Source organism: Streptomyces montanisoli (assembly GCF_017813245.1).
Taxonomy (GTDB): Bacteria; Actinomycetota; Actinomycetes; order Streptomycetales; family Streptomycetaceae; genus Streptomyces; species Streptomyces montanisoli.
In genome coordinates, this window is sequence record NZ_JAGIQL010000003.1 from 99858 (window position 1) to 119408 (window position 19551).

Sequence of the window (19551 nt, forward strand, 5' to 3'; positions counted from 1 at the left end):
CTACCCGGCGGTACGGGAGCGGGTGCGGCGCCTCCTGCGCCACAGCACGAGCGGTACGGCCCCCGCGAGACCGGCGGCGGCAGGCGCGCCCGAGGTGGCAGCCGCGGCGAGTCCCTGCTGGTCGAAGGTGCTGGGGACACCGAGGAAGTCCCAGCGGTTGACCGGCCAGGCCACCGAGAACGCGCGCCCGACGACCTCGTTTGTGGAGACGGTGCCGTTTCCGGGGAGGTTCTGGTGGTAGCGGGAGTCGCTGGAGTCCTGGCGGTGGTCGCCCATGACCCAGATACGGCCCTTCGGGATCTTGATCGGCCCGAACGGCATGTCGTCGCAGGGTGTGTTGCCGGGGTAGATGTAGTTCTTCTCGTTCAGCGCGTGGCCGTTGACCATGACCTTGCCGCCCTTCTTGCACGACACGGTGTCACCGCCCACGGCGATGACGCGCTTGATCAGGTCCTTCTCCTCGGCCGACGGCATGAGTCCGATGAAGCTCAGGCCCTTCTGCAGCACGTTCTGCTGCGGGGTCGGCTCGCCTTCGAGCCAGCCGCCCGGGTCGTGGAAGACGACGACCTCGCCGCGCTGGGGCTCCGCGCCGAACCACGGCGTGAGCTTGTCCACCAGCACACGGTCGCCGACCTGCAGGGTGTCCTGCATCGACTGCGAAGGGATCGAGAACGCCTGGACGAGGAACGTCTTGATCACCAGGGCGAGTGCGAGAGCGATGATGACCAGCAGCGGCAGCTCCTTCCAGAAGGAGCGCTGCTGCTTGGGCTGCCGGCTTTTCGCCCTGCGGCCCCCGTGACTGTGCTTCTCACCGTCGTCCATCACTTCACCTGGCACTTCGTCGGTCACGGCTTCGGACGACGCGGCGATCTGCTCGCGGCCCTCCTCGGGACCCTCGTGCCCGGACCGTGCGCCGAACGCCACATCCCCCACATCCACTCCTTCACCTCGTGCGAATCCGTCGGATCCGAATTCACCGTGTATGGGCCCACTGGGCGCGAGTCCACTCCGTGCGGGCGCCTGTCCCACGGTCGGGACAGCGCCACCACTCCCATAACGAGCGGAAGTTCCGCAGGACCCGGGGGCGCGGGCAATCCGTTGCGGTCCCGGTAAGCCACAGTAGGGGACTCGCCTGTGGCGAGAGCGTGAGTGCCGCCGGGGCCGGGAACCCCTCGGAACGTCGCCGGTTCGTCGAGTTTCCGCCAGTGCCCCACGGGCCACGCGATCACGACGGCACGGCCGACGACGTCGGAGAGCGGCACCGTTCCGCGGAATTCCTCGTGGAGATGGAATCGGGAGTCGGCGGAAACGGCCCGGTGGTCACCGAGGAAAAAGAGCCGCCCCTTGGGCACTTTCACCTCGAACGGCATCGTCGAGGGAGCGTTGCCCGGGTAAAGATACGGTTCGTCGAGCGGCTTTCCGTTGACGGTGACTTTGCCGTCCTTGTTGCAACATTTGACGGTGTCACCGCCGACACCGACGACCCGCTTGATCAGATCCCGGTCGTCCGCGGACGGCAGCAGGCCGATGAAGGTCAGCGCCTCCTTGATCTGCTTGACCACGGGTGGCGAGGTGTCGGGCGCCTGCTTCTCCCCCGCCAGCCAGTCGTTCGGGTCCTTGAAGACGACGACGTCGCCGCGGGACGGCTCGGCCCCGAACCAGGGGGTGAGCTTGTCGACGAGCACCCGGTCGCCGATGCGGATCGTGTTCTCCATCGAGCCCGACGGGATCACGAACGCCTGGACGAGGAACGTCTTCAGGAGGAGCGCGATCACCAGCGCCACGAGGATCAGCAGGGGTATCTCCGTCACCGCGGACCGGCGCCTGCGCCGTTTCACCCTGCGCGCGAGCCGGCGCCGGTCGGCGCGGCCGCGGAGCGCGTACGTGCCGTCCCCCGCCGCTCCCGCGCCGCCGTGGCCAGGCGGCCTGCCGCGTCTACCCATGCGGGCCGCCGGCTGCCGGCACGCCCGCGAAGGCGCCTTCCGCGCCGCGTACGGCGGACCAGTCGCGGATCGGCCAGCCGATCCACCGCGCCTTGCCGATGACCTTGTCCACGGGGACCATGCCGCCGCCGGGGTCACCGAGGTGGCCGCGTGAGTCGCGCGAGTCTGCCCGGTGGTCGCCGAGGACGAACAGCGTGCCGTCGGGCACCACGATGTCGAACGGGACGCTCGATGGCTTGTTGCCCGGATACACGTACCGCTCCGTCACGGGCCGCCCGTTCACCTCGATCCTGCCCTTCTTGCCGCAGCAGACCACGTGGTCGCCTCCCACGCCCACGACGCGTTTGACGTAGTCCGTGTCCGGCGGCGCGGCGAGACCGAGGGCCGCGGCCACGCCGTGCAGCAGCCCGGTGACGGGATTCGTGCTCGGGGGCTCCTGCACGAACGACCCGGTGCCGTCGAACACCACGACGTCGCCCCGGCGCGGTTCGTCGCCGAAGCGGTATGCCAACTTGTCGACGAGGAGACGGTCGCCGATCTTGAGCGTCGGCTCCATCGAGCCGCTCGGAATGAGGAACGGCTGCATCACGAAGTGGCTGAGCAGCAGGACGACCACGACGCAGGCCGCTCCCGTCCAGAGGACGCCGCGCCAGGTGAGGATCCGCTCGGCCGCGGAACGCACCGAGCGCGGCCCCTCTTCCGCGTCCCCCGTGCGGGGGGAGGAAGAAGGGCCGCGCTCGGTGTCGTACGCGTCGCTGTCCATCGGGCCCTGAGTTTATCGGGCCCTGCTGTGGACCCCGACGTCAGTTGTCCCGCTTCTCCTTGATCTTCGCGGCCTTGCCGCGCAGCTCACGCAGGTAGTAGAGCTTGGCGCGGCGGACGTCGCCGCGGCTGACCAGCTCGATCTTCTCGAAGATCGGGCTGTGCACGGGGAAGGTGCGCTCGACGCCGACCGAGAAGGACACCTTGCGTACGGTGAAGGTCTCGCGGACACCCGAGCCCTGGCGACGGATGACGACGCCCTTGAACTGCTGGATGCGGGAGCGGTTGCCCTCGATGACACGGACGTGGACGTTGACCGTGTCACCCGGCCGGAAGGCGGGGAGGTCGGTCCGCAGCGAAGCGGAGTCGACGCTGTCGAGCAGGCTGGACATGGAGTTCTGCTTCCTCGCCGATGCCACAGGTCATCAGCGGAATGTCGTGGTACGGATCGTGTGAGTGCGCCGATCGCGTCGGGCGGGCGTCGTTCCCCCTGTGGCAGGGGCGCGCGCCGGACGTACGGCAGCGGCCTATTGTTCCACGGCCGGTGGCCTGCGCCAAAATCGCCCACCGGGCTCGGGGGCCCAGCCCAGGATGGAGAGCGTCTCCCGATCCTTCTTGTCGAAGGCGGTGGCGTCGCAGCGCTCGATCAGATCGGGCCGGTTGCGGGCGGTCCTGTGCAGCGCCTCGTCCCTGCGCCACCGGGAGACCTTGCCGTGGTGGCCGCTCAGCAGCACGTCGGGCACGCCTCTGCCGCGCCATTCCGGCGGCTTGGTGAAGACGGGCCCCTCCAGCAGGTCGGCCATGGCGCCGGGGGCGAAGGAGTCGTCGCGGTGCGACTGAGCGTTGCCGAGGACGCCGGGCAGCAGCCTGGCGACCGCCTCCGTGATCACGAGGACCGCCGCCTCGCCACCGGCCAGGACGTAGTCGCCGATGGACACCTCGTGGACCGGCATCCGTGTCGCGTACTCGGCGGCGACGCGCCCGTCGATGCCCTCGTAGCGGGCGGGCGTGAAGATCAGCCACCGACGTTCCGACAGCTCGACCGCGAGTTCCTGGGTGAACGGCCGGCCGCTGGGCGTCGGCACCACGAGTACGGGGTCGTGGGCGCCCTCCTCGTAGCCGCGCGCCAGGACGTCGTCGAGCGCCTCGCCCCACGGCCCCGTCTTCATCACCATGCCGGGTCCGCCGCCGTACGGGGTGTCGTCGACGGTGTTGTGGCGGTCGTACGCCCACCGGCGCAGGTCGTGCACCCCCACGGAGAGCAGGCCGCTCGCGCGGGCCTTGCCGACGAGCGAGACGTGCAGCGGTTCGAGGTACTCGGGGAAGATCGTGACGACGTCGAGCCTCATCGGGCGCCGTCCTCGCGGTCCGGTTCCGGCGCGGCGGTGCGCTCGCCGTGCGCCTCGTCGCCGGCCGCGGCCGTCTCGGCCTCAGCGGGGTCGAGCAGTCCTGCGGGCGGTTCGACGACGGCCCGCTGCTCCTCCAGGTCGATCTTGGTGACGATCTCGCCGACGAACGGGATCATGACCTCGCTGCCGTCGGGCCGCTCCACGATGAACAGGTCCTGCGAGGGCAGGTGGGAGATCTCCGTGATGCGGCCGATCTCCGTGCCGTCGGCGAGGACGACGTCCAGGTCCATCAGCTGATGGTCGTAGTACTCGTCCGGGTCGTCGGGCAGTTCCTCGGGATCGACCTCGGCGATCAGCAGGACGTTGCGCAGCGCCTCGGCGCCGCCGCGGTCCGCGACGCCCTCGAAGCGCAGCATCAGCCTGCCGCTGTGCACCCGCCCGGTCGCGATGGTCAGCGGTCCTGCGGTGACGGGGTCCGTGGCGAGGACGGCGCCGGGGCCGAGCCTGAGCTCCGGCTCGTCCGTCCGCACCTCGACGGTGACCTCACCGCGTACGCCGTGCGCGCGGCCGATCCGGGCAACTACCAACTGCACTGCGTGTGCCTCTCCTGATGAAACGGCACGGACCGGGGAGGACTCTGCCTCCCCGGTCCGTGCCGGTGTTCCACTGCGTCAGCGCACCTGGTCCACGTCGACGAGGTCGACGCGGATGCCGCGGCCGCCGATGGCGCCCACGACCGTGCGCAGCGCACGCGCGGTGCGGCCGTTGCGGCCGATCACCTTGCCGAGGTCGTCGGGGTGCACCCGCACCTCGAGCACGCGCCCGCGGCGCAGGTTGCGTGACGCGACGCGCACGTCGTCCGGATTGTCGACGATGCCCTTCACGAGGTGCTCGAGAGCCTCCTCGAGCATGCTCAGGCCTCGGTCGACTCGGCGGCGGCCGAGGACTCGGCGTCGTCGGCCTTCTTCTCGGCCTTCTTCGACTTCTGGGTGATCGCCTCGCCCTTGGGCTCGTCACCGGCAGCCTTGGCGGCGGCCTCGAACAGGCCACTGCGGTCGGCCTTCGGCTCCGGCTGCTTCAGCGGCTCGGGGGCGGGGAGGCCCTTGTGCGCCTGCCAGTCGCCGGTCAGCTTGAGGATGGCCATGACCGGCTCGGTGGGCTGGGCGCCCACGGAGAGCCAGTACCGCGCGCGCTCCGAGTTCACCTGGATGCGCGAGGGGTTCTCGATCGGGTGGTACAGGCCGATCTCCTCGATGGCCCGGCCGTCACGGCGGGTACGGGAGTCGGCGACGATGATGCGGTAGTGAGGCGCACGGATCTTGCCCAGACGCTTCAGCTTGATCTTGACTGCCACGGGAGTGGTGTCTCCTGGTCTTGACGTGGTGGGCCACAGCGGGATGCCACGTGGGGTTGTGGTACCCGATCTGCCCGATGGACGCGTCAGCCGGAGGAGAGAGGGGTCCTGTGCGACTGTCGAGTACAGCCAGCCATTGTGCCACACGTACGGAGCAGGCCGCGCCGCGGGGCCCGCGGCCACGGGCCCCGCGGCCGGGGCCCGGCGGTCGCGGCCGATGTCAGCTCGCGGCCGCCACGATCTCCTGCTCCGGGATCCTGAACGGCTTGCCGCAGCCGCCGCAGACGATCGGCGCCTGGGCCAGGACCGAAGGCACCACGCGTACGTTGCGCCCGCAGTCGCAGACGGCCTTGACGCGCACGCCACCGCCGGAGGAGCCGTGCCGCGCGGCCGGCCCGCGGAAACTTCGCTTGGTGTCCGCGGCGGTCGCCACGGTGTGCGCCTTCAGGGCGCGCTGCAACCGCTCCATGGTGGGCCGGTAGCGCCGCTTCGCCTCGGGACTGAGCTCGACCAGCGAGAAGCCGCTGCTCGCGTGCGGCTCGTCCGGGTGGTCGAGGCCCATCTCCTCCGCGATCGCGAGGAAACGGCGGTTGTGGTACCGGCCGGCACGCGAGGTGTCACGCACTCCTCGCGCGGCGGCGATGCCGTGGACCGCTTCGTGAAGCAGCCGTTCGAAGGAGAGCTCGGCGCCGCAGGCGGACGAGGACTCTCCGATCAGGGACTCTGGCGCGGCGAGATCCGGCAGCTCGGGGTGGTACCGCTGAATGTCGGCCCACGCCTGCGCCAGCTCTGCGGCGAGAACAGTTGGTGTCGTGCTCACGTCGTGTACAACGATCAGAATCGCCGCCGGGTTCCATTACGGGGCATCCCAATTAATTTGCCCGTACCCGTCAGTTGCGATTGATGCGCCCCGACGAGGGCAGGTGCGTCGAACTGTGGATAACTCTCACAGCTCACACCAAGGTGGTACGTAGCGCCCTGTACGCAACTGCGCGTAGTCGATCTACGTACCACCCCGGAAACACGCCGCTGACCTCGGAAGCTCAGTAGGCGCGCGCGACGAGCGCGACGGTGCCGGGCGCGTCCTCGGACTCGGGCACCGTTCCGTCCTCGGCGACCAGGCAGCGTACGGTCACGCCCTGCTCGGCCAGCTTCGCCTCGCCCGCGTCCCCGAGAGCCGCCCAGGGGATGCGTCCCCAGCCGGTCGCGGCCGCCTCGACCGCCTCGTCGACCGACGTGACGTCCGCCGTGCGCGACTCGCGGCGCTCCCTGGACTCGCGCAGCAGCAGCGCCTGGTCCTCCTCCAGGATCCCGGGCACCACCCCGGGCAGCGCGTCGAGGGCCACAGGCTCCTTGCCGCCGGCGATCCTGCGGGCCAGCACCGCCGTGCCCGCGGCCACGTCACGCGGGCCGATCTCGACGCGCAGCGGCACACCCTTGAGCTCCCAGTCGACCGCGCGGCGGCCGAACGGGGTGTCCGTGCGGTCGTCGACCTGCACGCGCACGCCGGCTTCCTTGAGGCGGGCGGCCAGCTTCCGCGCGGCGTCGAGAGCGGCTTCGTCCTCCTTGATGACGACCACGACGACCTGCGTGGCGGCGAGCCGGGGCGGCACGCGCAGGCCGTTGTCGTCGCCGTGCATCATCACGAGGGCGCCGATCATGCGGGTCGTCGAGCCCCAGGACGTCTGCCAGACGTACTCCTGGGTGCTGTCCTTGGACAGGTACTGGGTGTGGAAGGCCTTGGCGAAGTTCTGGCCGAGCTCGTGGCTCGTGGCCACCTGGAGGGCCTTCCCGTCGCCCATCATGGCTTCGAGGGTGAGCGTGTTGAGGGCTCCGGCGAAACGCTCACGGGCCGTCTTGCGGCCGGGGACGGTGTCCATGGCGAGCACGTTCTCCATGAACTCGTCGTAGACGTTCCGGTGGATGTGCGCGGCGAAGTCCCTGGCGTCCTCGTACGTGGCGTGCGCCGTGTGGCCCTCCTGCCAGAGGAACTCGGTGGTGCGCAGGAAGACGCGGGGCCGCAGCTCCCAGCGCACGACGTTGGCCCACTGGTTGATCAGCAGCGGCAGGTCGCGGTAGCTCTGCACCCACTTCGAGAAGTACTCGTTGATGATCGTCTCCGAGGTGGGGCGGACGACGACCGGTTCCTCGAGCTCCTTGCCGCCGCCGTGGGTGACGACGGCCAGTTCGGGCGCGAAGCCCTCGACGTGCTCCGCCTCCCTCGTCAGATAGGACTGGGGGATGAAGAGCGGGAAGTAGGCGTTGGAGACGCCCGCGTCCTTGATGCGCGCGTCCATCTCGGACTGCATGCGCTCCCAGAGGCCGTACCCGTATGGCCTAATCACCATCGTGCCGCGCACGGGGCCGTTGTCGGCCAGCTCGGCCTTGTTGATCAGATCCTGGTACCAGCGGGGAAAATCGTCCGCCCGCGGCGTGAGTACGGGTGCCTTTGCCATGGCGGGCATCGTACGGCGGAGGCGTGACGAAGCGGGAATCGGGCCGACGACGGCCCGCGGCCCAGGGAGAACGCCGCGAACACGAACAGTTTACGTGCCCCCCACTGGACGCGGCGGACGATGCGCAGTTCCCTGGCATACGGGGGATGTGGGTGCGCAGGCACACAGAGCGTTGCCCGGCAGGGCACTACCGACCTCTCGGCGGATTGGGGCGCTATCCATGACACGCACGCTCGTCGACGACCACAGGCTGCACCGGGACGAGACCGGGAGAAGGGCCCCCGCCGCCTCCGCGGTGAAGGACGTGAGCCCGCGCGCCAGGGACTGGGCGGAGATCCAGGAACGGATGCTCGTGCCCCTCTACGAGGCGGTCTACGAGCGGCTGGAGATCCGTGAGGGCACGAGGCTGCTCGCCCTCGGCTGCGGCTCGGGGCTCTCGCTGCTCATGGCGGCGACGCTGGGCGCCCAGGTGACAGGGGTCGACTCGGATCAAGAGCTGCTGGCGCTCGCGGACGAGCGGCTGCACGCGGAACCGGTCCCCGCGGGAAGGGGCGAGGCGGCAGGGCCGGGAACGCTCCTGCCCGCCGACCGCATGGGCGACGCCTCGGGTCCCGGCCGCGCGCCGTACGACGTCATCACCGCCTTCCGGCCGATCGGGCCGGTCGCGGGGAACACCAGGAGCCCCGCGCCCGCGCTGCGCGGAGCGGTACCGCTGGCGAGGCGCGGCGCGCCCGTCGTGCTGGCGGGCTGGGGCCCGCCGGAGCGCTGTGCCAGCGCGGGGGTGATGGGCGTGGCGGGGCGGCTGACGGACCGGCTGCGCAAGGGGACGTGGCGGCCCGCGCACCGGGACGATCTGGAGGACGTGGCGGCACGTGCCGGCCTGCGTCCCGACGGCTCGGGCAGGGTGGCGTGCCCGTTCGGCTACGCGGACATGGCGAGCGCGGTGCGCGGGATGCTCTCGACCGGGGTGTTCGACGGCGCGGTGCGGGCCACGGACAGGCGGCAGGTGGAGAAGGAGGTAGGGGAGGCGCTCCATCCCCACCTGCGCAAGGACGGCACGGTCTGGATGCCCAACGTCTTCCGGTACCTGATCGCGCGGGTGCCCTGAGCGGGCCGGCCCGGGCGCGGGTGCTCTGAGCCCGGGCCCTCCGAACCGCCCAGACCCTTCGAACGTTCCCTCGAAAGAGTTCTTGTCAGTATCCGGGATTCTGGTTATTGTTCCAGTGTGACCGGACTTGACGAGCGTTTCCTGACGCGCAACGGCCTCGCGGCGCGCCGGCTCGCGGTTCTCCTGCTGAACCACGAGCCGGACACGAGGCTGCCGCGCGTGCGCGATTTCGCCGAGGAACTGGGCGTGGGAAACGGCACCGTGCAGGCCGCGTTGCAGCTGCTCGAACACGCCGAGGCCATCGAGACCACGGCCCGCGGCCACCTGGGCACGTTCCTCGTGCGCTCGGACCGGTCGATACTGTGGCGCCTTTCCGGCCTCGGCACCCTGCTCGCCGCGATGCCGCTGCCCTACTCGCGCCGCTACGAGGGGCTCGCGACCGGGTTGCGCAGTGCCTTCGAGAAGGCGGGCGCGCCGTTCGCGATCACCTTCATGCGCGGCGCGGGGGCGCGGACCACCGCGCTGCTCGACGGCAAGGTCGACCTGGTGGTGCTGTCCCGGTTCGCGGCCGACCGGCTGGTCGAGGAGCACCCGGTGGAGCTGGTCGCCGATCTGGGGCCCGCCACGTACGTCGGGGCGCACGGCCTGCTGCTGCGGCACGGCCTCGACGCCGACATGTCGGGGCTCAGGGTGGCCGTCGACCACGCGTCGGAGGACCAGCGCCTGCTGGCCGAGCGGGTGTTCGGCGACCGCGCCGACATCACCTGGGTCGAGGCTTCGTACATGCAGCTGGGCGAGTTGTTCCAGCACGGCGGGGCCGACGCCACGGTGTGGAATCTGGACGAGGCGCTGGACAGGCTCGGCCCGGGGGTCGATGTACTGCCGCTCGGCGACGAGGTCACGCGCGACCTCGCGCTGCGCAACTCCAGTGCCGCGCTCATAGGAAGGACGGACGGGGCGAAGGCGATGTCCGCGGTGCGGGAGGCCCTCGACCTCGCGGTGATCACCAACTGCCAGACCGAAGTGCTCAACGGCGAACGGGCACCCTGGTACTGACGGGCGGGTGCCGCACCCACGCGGGCTGCCCGGTACCACGGGCCGCCCGGGCCGACCACAGGATCAGAATACAAAATACTGGTTACTGATTATTGCCGAGGAGGAACTCCATGGACGACCAGCTCGCCCTCCGCATCAAGCTGTTCCGCGAGAGCGGACAGGTGCGTCCCGAGGTCGCCGCCTTCGTCTCGGACGAACTCGCGGCCCTGTCGGAGCAGGGGCACACCGTCACCGAGGACACGGCGGGCATGCTCACGAGCCATCTGATGTTGGCGCTCACCCGCCTGCTGGACGGCGAGCCGATCGCCGTCTTCACCACCGACGACCAGGTCGCGGCCGAGCTGGCCGGCCATCCCGAGGCCGTGGCCAGGGCCCGGGAGGTCGCCGGACGCGCGGAGCGCGCGCTTGGCGCCGCCCTGCCCGACTCCGAAGTCAACTTCCTCGCGCTGCATCTGGCGGTGCTCGCCCAGCACTCCCCCGCCTGATCCGCCTGGCGGCCCGCCCGTCCCGTTGTTCTCCACCACTCACGCGACCAGAGAAGGAATCCAGCCATGACGAAGATCCTCACCGGCGGCGTCGGCAAGACCGAGGTCGCGAAGACCATCTCGGACCTCGGCATCGACACCCTGACCGTCACGGTCTCCAGCGACATGGACGCCGCGATGAAGCTGCGCGGCCGCCAGGCCGACTACTACCTCGGTACGTGCCACACCGGCGCGGGCGCCTCACTCGGCGTCCTCGTCGGCCTGGTGGGCGCGGTGAAGTGCCACACGTTCGGCCGCTCCGTACCGACCGAGGACGAGGTCTGCGCGCTGCTCGCCGAAGGCAAGACCGTCTTCGGCTTCGCCATCGACCAGATCGACGTCATCGCCCCGGTCATGGCCCGCGCCATCGCGGCGCGGGGCTGACCGCCCAGGACACGACCGGGCCCAAAGGAGTCACCCCGTGAGCACAGTGCTCGCAGCGAGCGCCCATCTGGACTTCTCGCTGACCCAGAAACTGACCGTCATCGTGCTGGCCGCGCTCACCGCGCTCGTCTCGCACATGGCCCTGGCCGTCTTCAACGACGGCACCCGCCCGTTCATGCTGGAGTTCATCCAGGGGCGCGCCACGCGCGCCGCGACCGCGGCGGTGGCCTTCGGGCTCTCGGCGGGGTTCATCTTCGGACTGGGCGCTCCGATGGCCCTGTCGTCCGGTGTGCTCAACCCGTGGCTGCTCTTCCTGCCCACCGACATCCTGGGCATCCTCGCGGTCCGCAAATGGCTCGCGGTGGTGCTCGGCGGCGCCTGGGGCGCGCTGGTGGTCTTCGGGCTGAACGGCGCCAACGACGTGGCCCACAAGCTGCCCGTGGACTTCCTGACCGCGATGCAGCAGATGTCCACGCCGATCCTGTTCCTCTTCACGCTCTTCCCCGTGCTCGCGGTGGCCAAGCAGTTCGGCAAGGCACGCGGCGCCATCACGGGCGTCGTGGAACTGGCCCTGGTCATCATGACGATGAAGCTGTGGCCGAACATCTTCGCCGGGTCGCTCGCCATGGCGGCGGGCGTGCTGATGCTGATCGGCTTCGCCGTACGCAAGGACCTGCTGCAGCGCAGGACCGACCGCGAGGCCGAGGCGGAGGCAACGGCGGCGGCAGGCCCCGCGACGGACGGCCCCGGCGGCGGACCGGGCGGCGACGGCAGCGCACTCGCGCAGACGGGCGCCGGCGGCACGGACGTGCCCGAAGAGGTACTCGAGGACCCGATGGCGTCCCTGTTCAGCGCCAGCGCGGCCAGGCTGCGCAAGCACCTGCCGCTGTTCATGCTGCTGGGCGCCGGGGTCTGCCTGATCGCGCAGATGCACATATTCGGCGGCGGCGAGGCCACCAGCTTCCTCATCGCCAAGGGACACATCAGCGAGGCGGCCCAGGTCGACTTCTACCGGGTCTTCGGGTTCATCCCCCTGATCGCGACGACGGCGCTGGCGTCTGGCACCTACGGGATCGCCGGACTGACGCTCGTCTACCCCATCGGATACCTGATGCCGAACCCGATCCTGGCGGCCGTGGCCGGCGCCGTGGTGATGGCCCTCGAGATCCTCGGCCTCTCGTCCATCGGCAAGGTACTCGGCAAGCTGCCGAGCGTCCGCGACTCCTCCGAGCACCTGCGCAGCGCCATCACGGACACGCTGCAACTGGCCATCCTGTTCGGCTCGCTGCTCGCCGCGAACGTGATGGGCGGCGGGCTCGGCATCCTCATCGTCGGCGGGCTCTACCTCGTCAACGAGGCGATGGGCCGCCCCGTGGTGCGGATGGCGGCGGCGCCCGCGGCGGTCATCGTCGGCGGCATCCTCCTCAACGTCCTCTACTGGCTCGACCTGTTCACCCCGGTGAAGGGCTGACCCGTCCCCGTGATCGAGAGGGCCCCACGGCCCGGAAAGGCACCCGCGCCATGCACCACCATCTGCGCACCGTCGCCGGGCCGCTGGACGTCTCGGGGATCCGGGGGCCGCTGCTCGCCCATGAGCACCTGGTCCTCGACCTCGACCACGCGGGCGACCGGGCGGCCGTGCTCGACCCGGTCGCGCACGCGCCCGCCGTCACCGAGGAGCTGTCCGCGCTGCGCGCCGCCTTCGGCCTCAGCGCCGTCGTCGAGCTGACGTGCCGGGGCATGGGCCGCGATCCGCGCGCGCTGGCGCGGATCGCGGCGGACTCCGGCGTGCCGGTCGTCGCGGCGACCGGCTGGTACTACGAGCCGTTCCATCCGGCGGAGGTCGGCGCATCAGGCACCGCCGGGCTCACGGACACCCTCGTCCGGGAGATCGAGCACGGCATCGGCACCACCGGTGTCCTGCCCGGTGTCATCGGCGAGGTCGGCAGCCACGGCGACGTGCCGAGCCCCGAGGAGGCACGGGTGCTCACCGCGTCCGCACGGGCGGCCACCGCCACCGGCCTGTCGCTGGCCACCCATGCCCAGCTCGGCCGGGGCGGCCCGGCCCAGCTGGACATCCTCACCGCGGCCGGTCTGCCGCCGCACCGCATCTCGATCGGCCACCAGGACCTGCTGGACGACCCGGCCACGCACCGGGCGCTCGCCGCGCAGGGCGCGTACGTCGCGTTCGACACCGTCGGCAAGTCGGGCTACCAGAGCGACGACACCCGGCTGCGGCTGCTGCTCGACCTGCTGGACGCGGGCCACGCCGACCGGGCGCTGCTCAGCTGCGACATCTCGCGCCACGGCTATCTGGCGTCCGAGGGCGGGCAGGGCTACGGGCACCTGTTCGGCTCCTTCCTGCCCAAGGCGCGCGCGGCAGGTCTGGACGACGACCTCGTGGACCTCATCACGCGCCGCAACCCCCTGCGCTTCCTCACCGGCGCAGACGTCGAGGAGATCTGAATGCCGCACGGCACACCCCCCACACCTCCCAAGCCCCCTACGCCCGCCGCACCGGGCACCGCCGAGACCCGCGTGCGGCTGCCGGGGACCCACCCGCTGCCGACGGTGGCGCTGCGGGACGCGCTCCGCACCCAGTTCCGGCTGCTGGAGCGGACCGCGGCCCACTTCGAGGGGCCGCAACTGTTCGAGGCGGACGCCGGCGTGGTGCCGGGGCTCGGCAGGCCGCGGACGACGGCGCGCGTCGAGGCCGTCCTGGCCGAGTTCCTCGGCGCCGAGGACGCGGCGCTCGTGCAGGGCGCCGGCACCGGCGCCATCCGGGCCGCCCTGCAGGCCGCCGCCGGCCCGGGCGAGCCGCTGCTCATCCACCGGGCGCCCGTCTACCGCACCACCGCCGTCACGCTGCGCGGGCTCGGCGTCCGCACCGTCGAGGTCGACTTCAACGACGCGGCGGCGCTCGAAGCCGCCCTGGCGACGGGCGAGTTCCGCTGGGCCTACGTGCAGCACAGCCGCCAGCGCCTGACGGACGCGTACGACCCGGCGGCGGTGCTCGCCGCCTGCTCCGCCGCCGGGGTGCGGACGATCGTGGACGACAACTACGCCGTACTGCGCGTGCCCGCGTCGGGAGTCGAGCTGGGAGCGGAGGCGTCCTGCTTCTCGCTGTTCAAGCTGCACGGCCCGGAAGGGGTCGGCGCCGTCGTCGGCTCGCGCGAGCTGATCGGCCGGATCCGCGCCGACAACTACTCGGGGGGCGGGCAGGTCCAGGGCCACCAGGCGCTCGACGCCCTGCGCGCCCTCACCCACGTGCCGGTCATGTGGGCCGTGCAGTCGGAGGTCGGCGCCGAGGTCGCCGAACGGCTCGCGGCCGGCGAGGTCCCCGGCGTCGCGGACGTCCGCCTCGCCAACGTCCAGGACCGCTGCCTGATCGTCCTGCTCGACCGACCGGTCGCACGTGAACTGCCCGCCGTCGCGGCCCGGCACGGGGCCGCCCCCTACCCCGTCGGCTCGAACTCGCGCTACGAGATCGCGCCGCTCGTCTACCGCATGTCCAGCTCGTCCCTCGACGACGCTCCCGAACTCGCCGACTGGGCCGTACGGATCAACCCGATGAGGGCCGGCGCGGACCTCGTGATCGAGATCGTCCGCCGCTCCCTGCACGACCTGAAGGGCTGACCGTGTTCCTCGACACCGTCCTCACCCGCAACCCCGGTCTCGTCGAGACCGCCGCCGCGCTGCACGGCTCGGGCGCCATCCCGCCCGACACCTATGTGCTGGACGCCGACGCGGTCGAGGCCAACGCCTCGCTGCTCGCGGCCGAGGCCGACCGGCTCGGCCTGACGCTCTGGTTCGTCGTCAAGCAACTCGGCCGCAACCCCGAGCTGATCCGGGCCGTCTCGCGCCACATCCCCGCCTTCGCCGCGATCGATCCGGCGGAGGCGCGGCTCCTGCACGCCACGGGCGCCCGGCCCGGCAACCTCGGCCACCTGGTGCAGATCCCGCACCGCGACCTGCCCGAGATGCTCGGCTGGCGGCCGGAGGCCGTGACGGTCTTCGACCTGGCCAACGCCCGCGCCGTGTCGGACGCCGCCGCCGGCCTCGGCCGGGTGCAGGACGTCCTCGTGCGCCTGGAAGGCGCCTCCGGTACGGTCTATCCGGGCCAGGAGGGCGGTGTCCCCCTGGAGCAGCTCGACGCGTTCGCCGCCGAGGCCGAACGGCTGCCCGGGATCCGGATCGCGGGCGTCACCGCGTTCCCGTGCGTGCTGTGCGATCCGGCGACCGGCGTGCCCGCCCCGACACCCACGTTCGAGCTGGCCGTCAAGGCGAAGGCGCTGCTCGCCTCGCGCGGCCACCGCGACCTGAAGCTGAGCGCCCCCAGCGCCACGTCGATGGCCACGCTGCCGCTGCTCGCGGAGCTCGGGGCGACGCACGGCGAGCCGGGGCACTCCCTCACGGGCACCACCCCGCTGCACGCCGTCGACGCGCACCAGCCGGAACAGCCCGCGTACGTGTACGTGACCGAGGTCGCACACACCCTGGCGGACGGGCGCCCCGCCGTGTACGGCGGCGGTTTCTACGCGCGCGCGGGCATCCGCGGCGCACTCCTGACGCGCAGCGGTGTCCGGCTCCCCGTCCAGCCGGCCCCCGCGGAGAACATCGACTACTACCGGTTGCTCGGCGCGCCCGAGCGGGCCGGAGAGGCGCGCGCGGGCGACACGGCCGTGCTCGCCTTCCGCACGCAGATCTTCGTCACCCGCTCGTCGGTCGCGATCGTCTCCGGCCTGTCCACCGGCTCGCCCCGGCTCACCGGCCTGTACGACTCCCGGGGCCGGGCCCTGGAGCGGCCCGAGAGGAGCACGCCGTGAGCAGGACCGTCATCGTCGTCATCGACGGCTTCGGTGTGGGCGCCATGCCCGACGCGGGCGCCCTGCGCCCCGGCGACGCCGCGGCCGACACCTGCGGCCATGTGCTCGACGGCTGCCGCGAGCTGCTGGGCCGCCCGCTGAGGCTGCCCGCCCTCGGGGCGCTGGGGCTCGGCGTCGTCCATCCGCACCGCGACCTGGCGGCGGCCACGCCGCTGCCGGTCGCGGCCGGCAGGGCCGCGCTCGGCTATCCGGGCGCGGACACCTTCGCCGGCCACCAGACCATGATGGGCGCAGACTTCAGCCGCGTCACCGTCGCGAGGCTGGCGGAGCACCTGTCGGACGTCACGGCCGCGCTCAAGGCCGCCGGGCACACGGTGTCGCTGCTCGACGGCAGGCCACTGCTCGTCGTCGACGACGCGGTGCTGGTGCACGACAACCTGGAGGCAGACCCGGGGATCAACTGGAACGCGTCGGCCCGCCTGGCGGACATGTCCTTCGAGGGAACGCTCGCGGTCGCCCGCACGGTACGCACGGTCGCCCCGGTGGCGCGCGTCATCGCCGTGGGCGGCAACGCGGACGGTCCGCTGCGGGAGTTCGTCCGCGACGGCGACGGCGGCACGGTCGGTCTGGACACGCCGGCGACGGGTTTCTACCGCAACGGCGGCCTTCAGGTGCGGCACCTGGGGGCGGAACTCGACCACACGCGGCAGCTCCCCGATCTCGCCGCGCGCTCCGGCATCCCGGTCACGCTCGTCGGCAAGGCGGCGGACATCCTCGCGTGCGACGCGGCCGAGCGCCGTCCCGCCGTGGCGACGGCCGAGGTCGCCGGGCACACGCTGGACGCCGTGCGGGCGTCGGGGCACGACGCGCTGGTCGTGGCCAACGTCCAGGAGTCCGACCTGGCGGGGCACCAGCAGGACACCGCGCGCTACGGGCGGGTCCTTGAGGAGGCCGACACGGGGCTGTTCGAGCTGATCGGGCTCCTCGACCGGCCGGACGACCGGCTGATCGTGACGGGCGACCACGGCAACGACCCCACCATCGGGCACGCGTACCACACCCGCGAGTTCGTGCCCGTGCTGATCCACGCGCCCGGCACGGACGGCACGGAGATACTTCCCGACGCCCCGACCCTCGCGGACGTCGGCGCCCGCGCCGCGGCCTTCCTCGGCCTGCCGGCGGGGGCGCTGGCCAACGGCTCGGTCCGGCGCTGACCTGACGCGCCGCACCGTGGGCCCGGCCTCCCGGCGGAGGCCGGGCCGGGCGGACCCGCGCCGGGCGGACCCGCGCCGGGTCAGCCCGTCAGCCCGTCAGCCCGTCAGCCCATGAACTTCTTGAACTCGTCGGGCAGTTCGAACTGGTTGTCCTGCTCCTGCGCCGGCGCACCGCCCAGCGCCGCCTGCTCCTTGCGGGCCAGCGCCGCCTGCTCCTCGGCCTTGCGCTTCATCGGGTTGCCGGAGCGCTGCTTGCCCTTGGCCTGCTTCTGCTTCTTCTTCTGCCGCCCGGGGCCGCCGCCCATGCCCGGCATCCCGGGCATCCCCGGCATGCCGCCGCCCTGCGCCATCCGCGACATCATCTTGCGGGCCTCGAAGAACCGCTCCACGAGGTTCTTCACCGCGCCGACCTCGACGCCTGAGCCCCGTGCGATACGGGCGCGGCGCGAGCCGTTGATGATCGTCGGCTCGGCGCGCTCCCCCGGCGTCATGGACTTGATGATGGCGGCCGTGCGGTCGACGTCACGCTCGTCCAGGTTGTTGATCTGGTCCTTCATCTGCCCCATGCCCGGCAGCATGCCGAGCAGCTTGGACAGCGAGCCCATCTTCCTTACCTGCTCCATCTGGGACAGGAAGTCGTCGAGCGTGAACTCCTTCGGGCCCTTGGCGAGCTTCGAGGCCATCTTCTCGGCCTCGGCCTGGCTGAAGGTCTGCTCGGCCTTCTCGATCAGGCTGAGCAGGTCGCCCATGTCGAGGATGCGGGACGCCATGCGGTCCGGGTGGAACGCGTCGAACTCGTCCAGCTTCTCGCCGTTGGAGGCGAACATGATCTGCTTGCCGGTCACGTGGGCCACGGAGAGCGCGGCGCCGCCGCGCGCGTCGCCGTCGAGCTTGGACAGCACGACGCCGTCGAAGCCGACGCCGTCGCGGAAGGCCTCGGCGGTGTTGACCGCGTCCTGGCCGATCATCGCGTCCACGACGAAGAGGACCTCGTCGGGCGAGACCGCGTCGCGGATGTCGGCGGCCTGCCGCATCAGCTCCTGGTCGATGCCGAGGCGGCCCGCAGTGTCGACGATCACGACGTCGTGGACCTTGTCCTTGGCGTACGTGACGGAGTCCTCGGCGACCTTGACCGGGTCGCCCACGCCGTTGCCCGGCTCCGGCGCGTACACGGCGACGCCGGCGCGCTCGGCCACGACGGAGAGCTGGGTGACGGCGTTGGGCCGCTGGAGGTCGCACGCGACGAGCAGCGGCGAGTGGCCCTGGTTCTTCAGCCAGAGGCCGAGCTTGCCCGCGAGGGTGGTCTTGCCCGCGCCCTGGAGGCCCGCCAGCATGATCACGGTCGGCGGCTGCTTCGCGAAGCGCAGGCGCCGCGTCTCGCCGCCGAGGATGCCGACGAGCTCCTCGTTGACGATCTTGACGACCTGCTGCGCCGGGTTCAGCGCACGGGAGACCTCCTCGCCCGCGGCGCGCTCCTTGATGTGCTTGATGAAGTCGCGCACGACGGGCAGCGCCACGTCGGCTTCCAGCAGGGCGATGCGGATCTCGCGTGCCGTGGCGTCGATGTCCTCCGGGCTGAGGCGCCCTTTGCCCCGGAGGCTCTTGAAGGTGGCTGCGAGGCGGTCGGAGAGAGTGTCGAACACGGTGGTCGCGGATCCTCGGCTAGGGGACGGGCGGACGGGCTGCCCTCCAGGGTATCCGGACCGGCGGGCATCCCGGCCCCTGCCCGGCGTGATCGCCGTCCGCGAACGGCCGTGCCCTGCCTCGCCGCCGGTCCGCGGGCGAGGACGTCACGTGAGGACGTCACGTCAGGACGTCACGTGAGCACGTCACGCCGGCAGGGCCTCCGCCACCCGCTTCGCCGTCGTCTCCGCCTCCTCGGCCGTGAGCGGGGCCCCGTCGGGACGCGTCACGTACACGGTGTCCACCGCGTCGGCGCCGAGCGTCGAGACGTGGGCGCTGCGCACCCGCACGTCCGCCGCCTCCAGCGCGTGCCCGACGCGGTACAGCAGGCCGGGGGCGTCCCGGGCGCGCACCTCGATGACCGTCGCCTCGCGGGACGCGTCCCCCGCGACGCTCACGCGCGGCGGCGGCGCCCCCGCGCCCCTGCGGCGCGGGTAGGCGGCATCGCGCTCCGCGAGCCGCGCGGCGATGTCGAGCGTGCCGTCCAGGGCGCGTACGAGGTCGGCGCGCAGCCGCGCCGGCGCCGGCAGCGGCCCGAACTGGGCCGCGACCCGCCAGCTCAGCAGCAGAACATTGGCGGTGGGGCCGGGGCCGCCGGTCCCGGACGGCAGCTCCACCGCCCGCAGGTCGGCGGAACGCACGGCGAGCCGGTGCAGGGCGAGCACGCCCGCGGCGGCGGGCAGCACGCCCGGCCGCTCCGGCACGGCGATGTGCAGTTCCACGCCGACGGGCTCGGGCGCGGGCTCCCCGTCCGTCACCGCCGCGCCCCCGGAGCCGCTCGGGTCCGCGTCCCCGGGCGCGTGGTCGGTGCTCAGGGTGAGTACCGGGCCGCCGGTGCGCAGCGCCTCGGCGGCGAGCCTCCGCTGCCGCCGCCAGGGATCGGATGAGCACT

General features: G+C 71.9%; 20 protein-coding genes and 1 pseudogene. 9 read left to right on the forward strand and 12 right to left on the reverse strand.

Annotated elements, in window-relative coordinates:
* The 10 genes and pseudogenes from lepB (JFN87_RS01980) to proS all read right to left on the reverse strand — a co-directional run bounded on the left by lepB (JFN87_RS01980) (position 1) and on the right by proS (position 7864).
* Positions 1–924, reverse strand: a complete 924-nt coding sequence (lepB, locus tag JFN87_RS01980; protein ID WP_209338082.1) for a signal peptidase I — start codon at positions 922–924, stop codon at positions 1–3.
* Positions 827–1943 (reverse strand): annotated as a pseudogene (gene lepB / locus JFN87_RS01985) (signal peptidase I). Before lepB (JFN87_RS01985) ends, lepB (JFN87_RS01980) begins: the two are co-directional and overlap by 98 nt.
* Positions 1936–2706 carry a signal peptidase I gene (gene lepB, locus JFN87_RS01990; protein ID WP_209338050.1) on the reverse strand — a complete coding sequence of 257 codons (771 nt, stop codon included), beginning with the start codon at positions 2704–2706 and terminating at the stop codon, positions 1936–1938. Before lepB (JFN87_RS01990) ends, lepB (JFN87_RS01985) begins: the two are co-directional and overlap by 8 nt.
* 40 nt (positions 2707–2746) lie before the next feature.
* The gene (gene rplS / locus JFN87_RS01995) at positions 2747–3097 is read right to left on the reverse strand and encodes a 50S ribosomal protein L19 (protein WP_030910773.1); all 351 of its coding nucleotides are present in this window, start codon (positions 3095–3097) and stop codon (positions 2747–2749) included.
* Between the two features lie 135 nt (positions 3098–3232).
* On the reverse strand, positions 3233–4054 hold the full coding sequence (trmD, locus tag JFN87_RS02000; RefSeq protein ID WP_209338051.1) for a tRNA (guanosine(37)-N1)-methyltransferase TrmD: 822 nt from the start codon (positions 4052–4054) through the stop codon (positions 3233–3235).
* Complete coding sequence (gene rimM / locus JFN87_RS02005; protein ID WP_209338052.1) at positions 4051–4647, reverse strand: ribosome maturation factor RimM; 597 nt, start codon at positions 4645–4647, stop codon at positions 4051–4053. Before rimM ends, trmD begins: the two co-directional genes overlap by 4 nt.
* Positions 4648–4725: 78 nt before the next feature.
* The gene (locus JFN87_RS02010) at positions 4726–4965 is read right to left on the reverse strand and encodes an RNA-binding protein (RefSeq protein ID WP_030753580.1); all 240 of its coding nucleotides are present in this window, start codon (positions 4963–4965) and stop codon (positions 4726–4728) included.
* 2 nt (positions 4966–4967) lie between these two features.
* On the reverse strand, positions 4968–5408 hold the full coding sequence (gene rpsP, locus JFN87_RS02015) for a 30S ribosomal protein S16 (RefSeq protein ID WP_209338053.1): 441 nt from the start codon (positions 5406–5408) through the stop codon (positions 4968–4970).
* Positions 5409–5628: 220 nt separating this feature from the next.
* Complete coding sequence (locus JFN87_RS02020; protein WP_030910759.1) at positions 5629–6228, reverse strand: hypothetical protein; 600 nt, start codon at positions 6226–6228, stop codon at positions 5629–5631.
* Between the two features lie 223 nt (positions 6229–6451).
* The gene (gene proS / locus JFN87_RS02025; protein ID WP_209338054.1) at positions 6452–7864 is read right to left on the reverse strand and encodes a proline--tRNA ligase; all 1413 of its coding nucleotides are present in this window, start codon (positions 7862–7864) and stop codon (positions 6452–6454) included.
* A 220-nt stretch (positions 7865–8084) separates the two neighbouring features.
* Here proS and JFN87_RS02030 point away from each other — a divergent pair, with 220 nt between their 5' ends.
* From JFN87_RS02030 to JFN87_RS02070, 9 genes are all read left to right on the forward strand, one after another.
* On the forward strand, positions 8085–8972 hold the full coding sequence (locus tag JFN87_RS02030) for a class I SAM-dependent methyltransferase (protein WP_209338055.1): 888 nt from the start codon (positions 8085–8087) through the stop codon (positions 8970–8972).
* Between the two features lie 117 nt (positions 8973–9089).
* Positions 9090–10028, forward strand: coding sequence for a GntR family transcriptional regulator YhfZ (gene yhfZ, locus JFN87_RS02035; RefSeq protein WP_209338056.1), 939 nt, complete (start codon positions 9090–9092; stop codon positions 10026–10028).
* Between the two features lie 110 nt (positions 10029–10138).
* Complete coding sequence (locus JFN87_RS02040; RefSeq protein WP_209338057.1) at positions 10139–10513, forward strand: PRD domain-containing protein; 375 nt, start codon at positions 10139–10141, stop codon at positions 10511–10513.
* A 66-nt stretch (positions 10514–10579) separates the two neighbouring features.
* The gene (locus JFN87_RS02045; RefSeq protein WP_209338058.1) at positions 10580–10936 is read left to right on the forward strand and encodes a DUF2620 domain-containing protein; all 357 of its coding nucleotides are present in this window, start codon (positions 10580–10582) and stop codon (positions 10934–10936) included.
* A gap of 37 nt (positions 10937–10973) precedes the next feature.
* A complete protein-coding gene (locus JFN87_RS02050) occupies positions 10974–12407 on the forward strand; it encodes a YhfT family protein (protein ID WP_209338059.1) in 1434 nt (477 codons plus the stop codon).
* Between the two features lie 50 nt (positions 12408–12457).
* Positions 12458–13402 carry a phosphotriesterase family protein gene (locus tag JFN87_RS02055; RefSeq protein WP_209338060.1) on the forward strand — a complete coding sequence of 315 codons (945 nt, stop codon included), beginning with the start codon at positions 12458–12460 and terminating at the stop codon, positions 13400–13402.
* Positions 13403–14572, forward strand: coding sequence for an aminotransferase class V-fold PLP-dependent enzyme (locus JFN87_RS02060; RefSeq protein WP_209338061.1), 1170 nt, complete (start codon positions 13403–13405; stop codon positions 14570–14572).
* Between the two features lie 2 nt (positions 14573–14574).
* Complete coding sequence (locus JFN87_RS02065) at positions 14575–15762, forward strand: alanine racemase (protein ID WP_209338062.1); 1188 nt, start codon at positions 14575–14577, stop codon at positions 15760–15762.
* Positions 15759–16976 carry a phosphopentomutase gene (locus tag JFN87_RS02070; RefSeq protein WP_209338063.1) on the forward strand — a complete coding sequence of 406 codons (1218 nt, stop codon included), beginning with the start codon at positions 15759–15761 and terminating at the stop codon, positions 16974–16976. Before JFN87_RS02065 ends, JFN87_RS02070 begins: the two co-directional genes overlap by 4 nt.
* A 104-nt stretch (positions 16977–17080) precedes the next feature.
* Here the strand turns inward: JFN87_RS02070 and ffh are convergent, their stop codons facing one another.
* Together ffh and JFN87_RS02080 are read right to left on the reverse strand one after the other, a co-directional pair.
* On the reverse strand, positions 17081–18619 hold the full coding sequence (gene ffh / locus JFN87_RS02075) for a signal recognition particle protein (protein WP_209338064.1): 1539 nt from the start codon (positions 18617–18619) through the stop codon (positions 17081–17083).
* A 186-nt stretch (positions 18620–18805) separates the two neighbouring features.
* On the reverse strand, positions 18806–19551 hold a 746-nt coding region (locus tag JFN87_RS02080), incomplete at its 5' end, for an ACT domain-containing protein (RefSeq protein ID WP_209338065.1).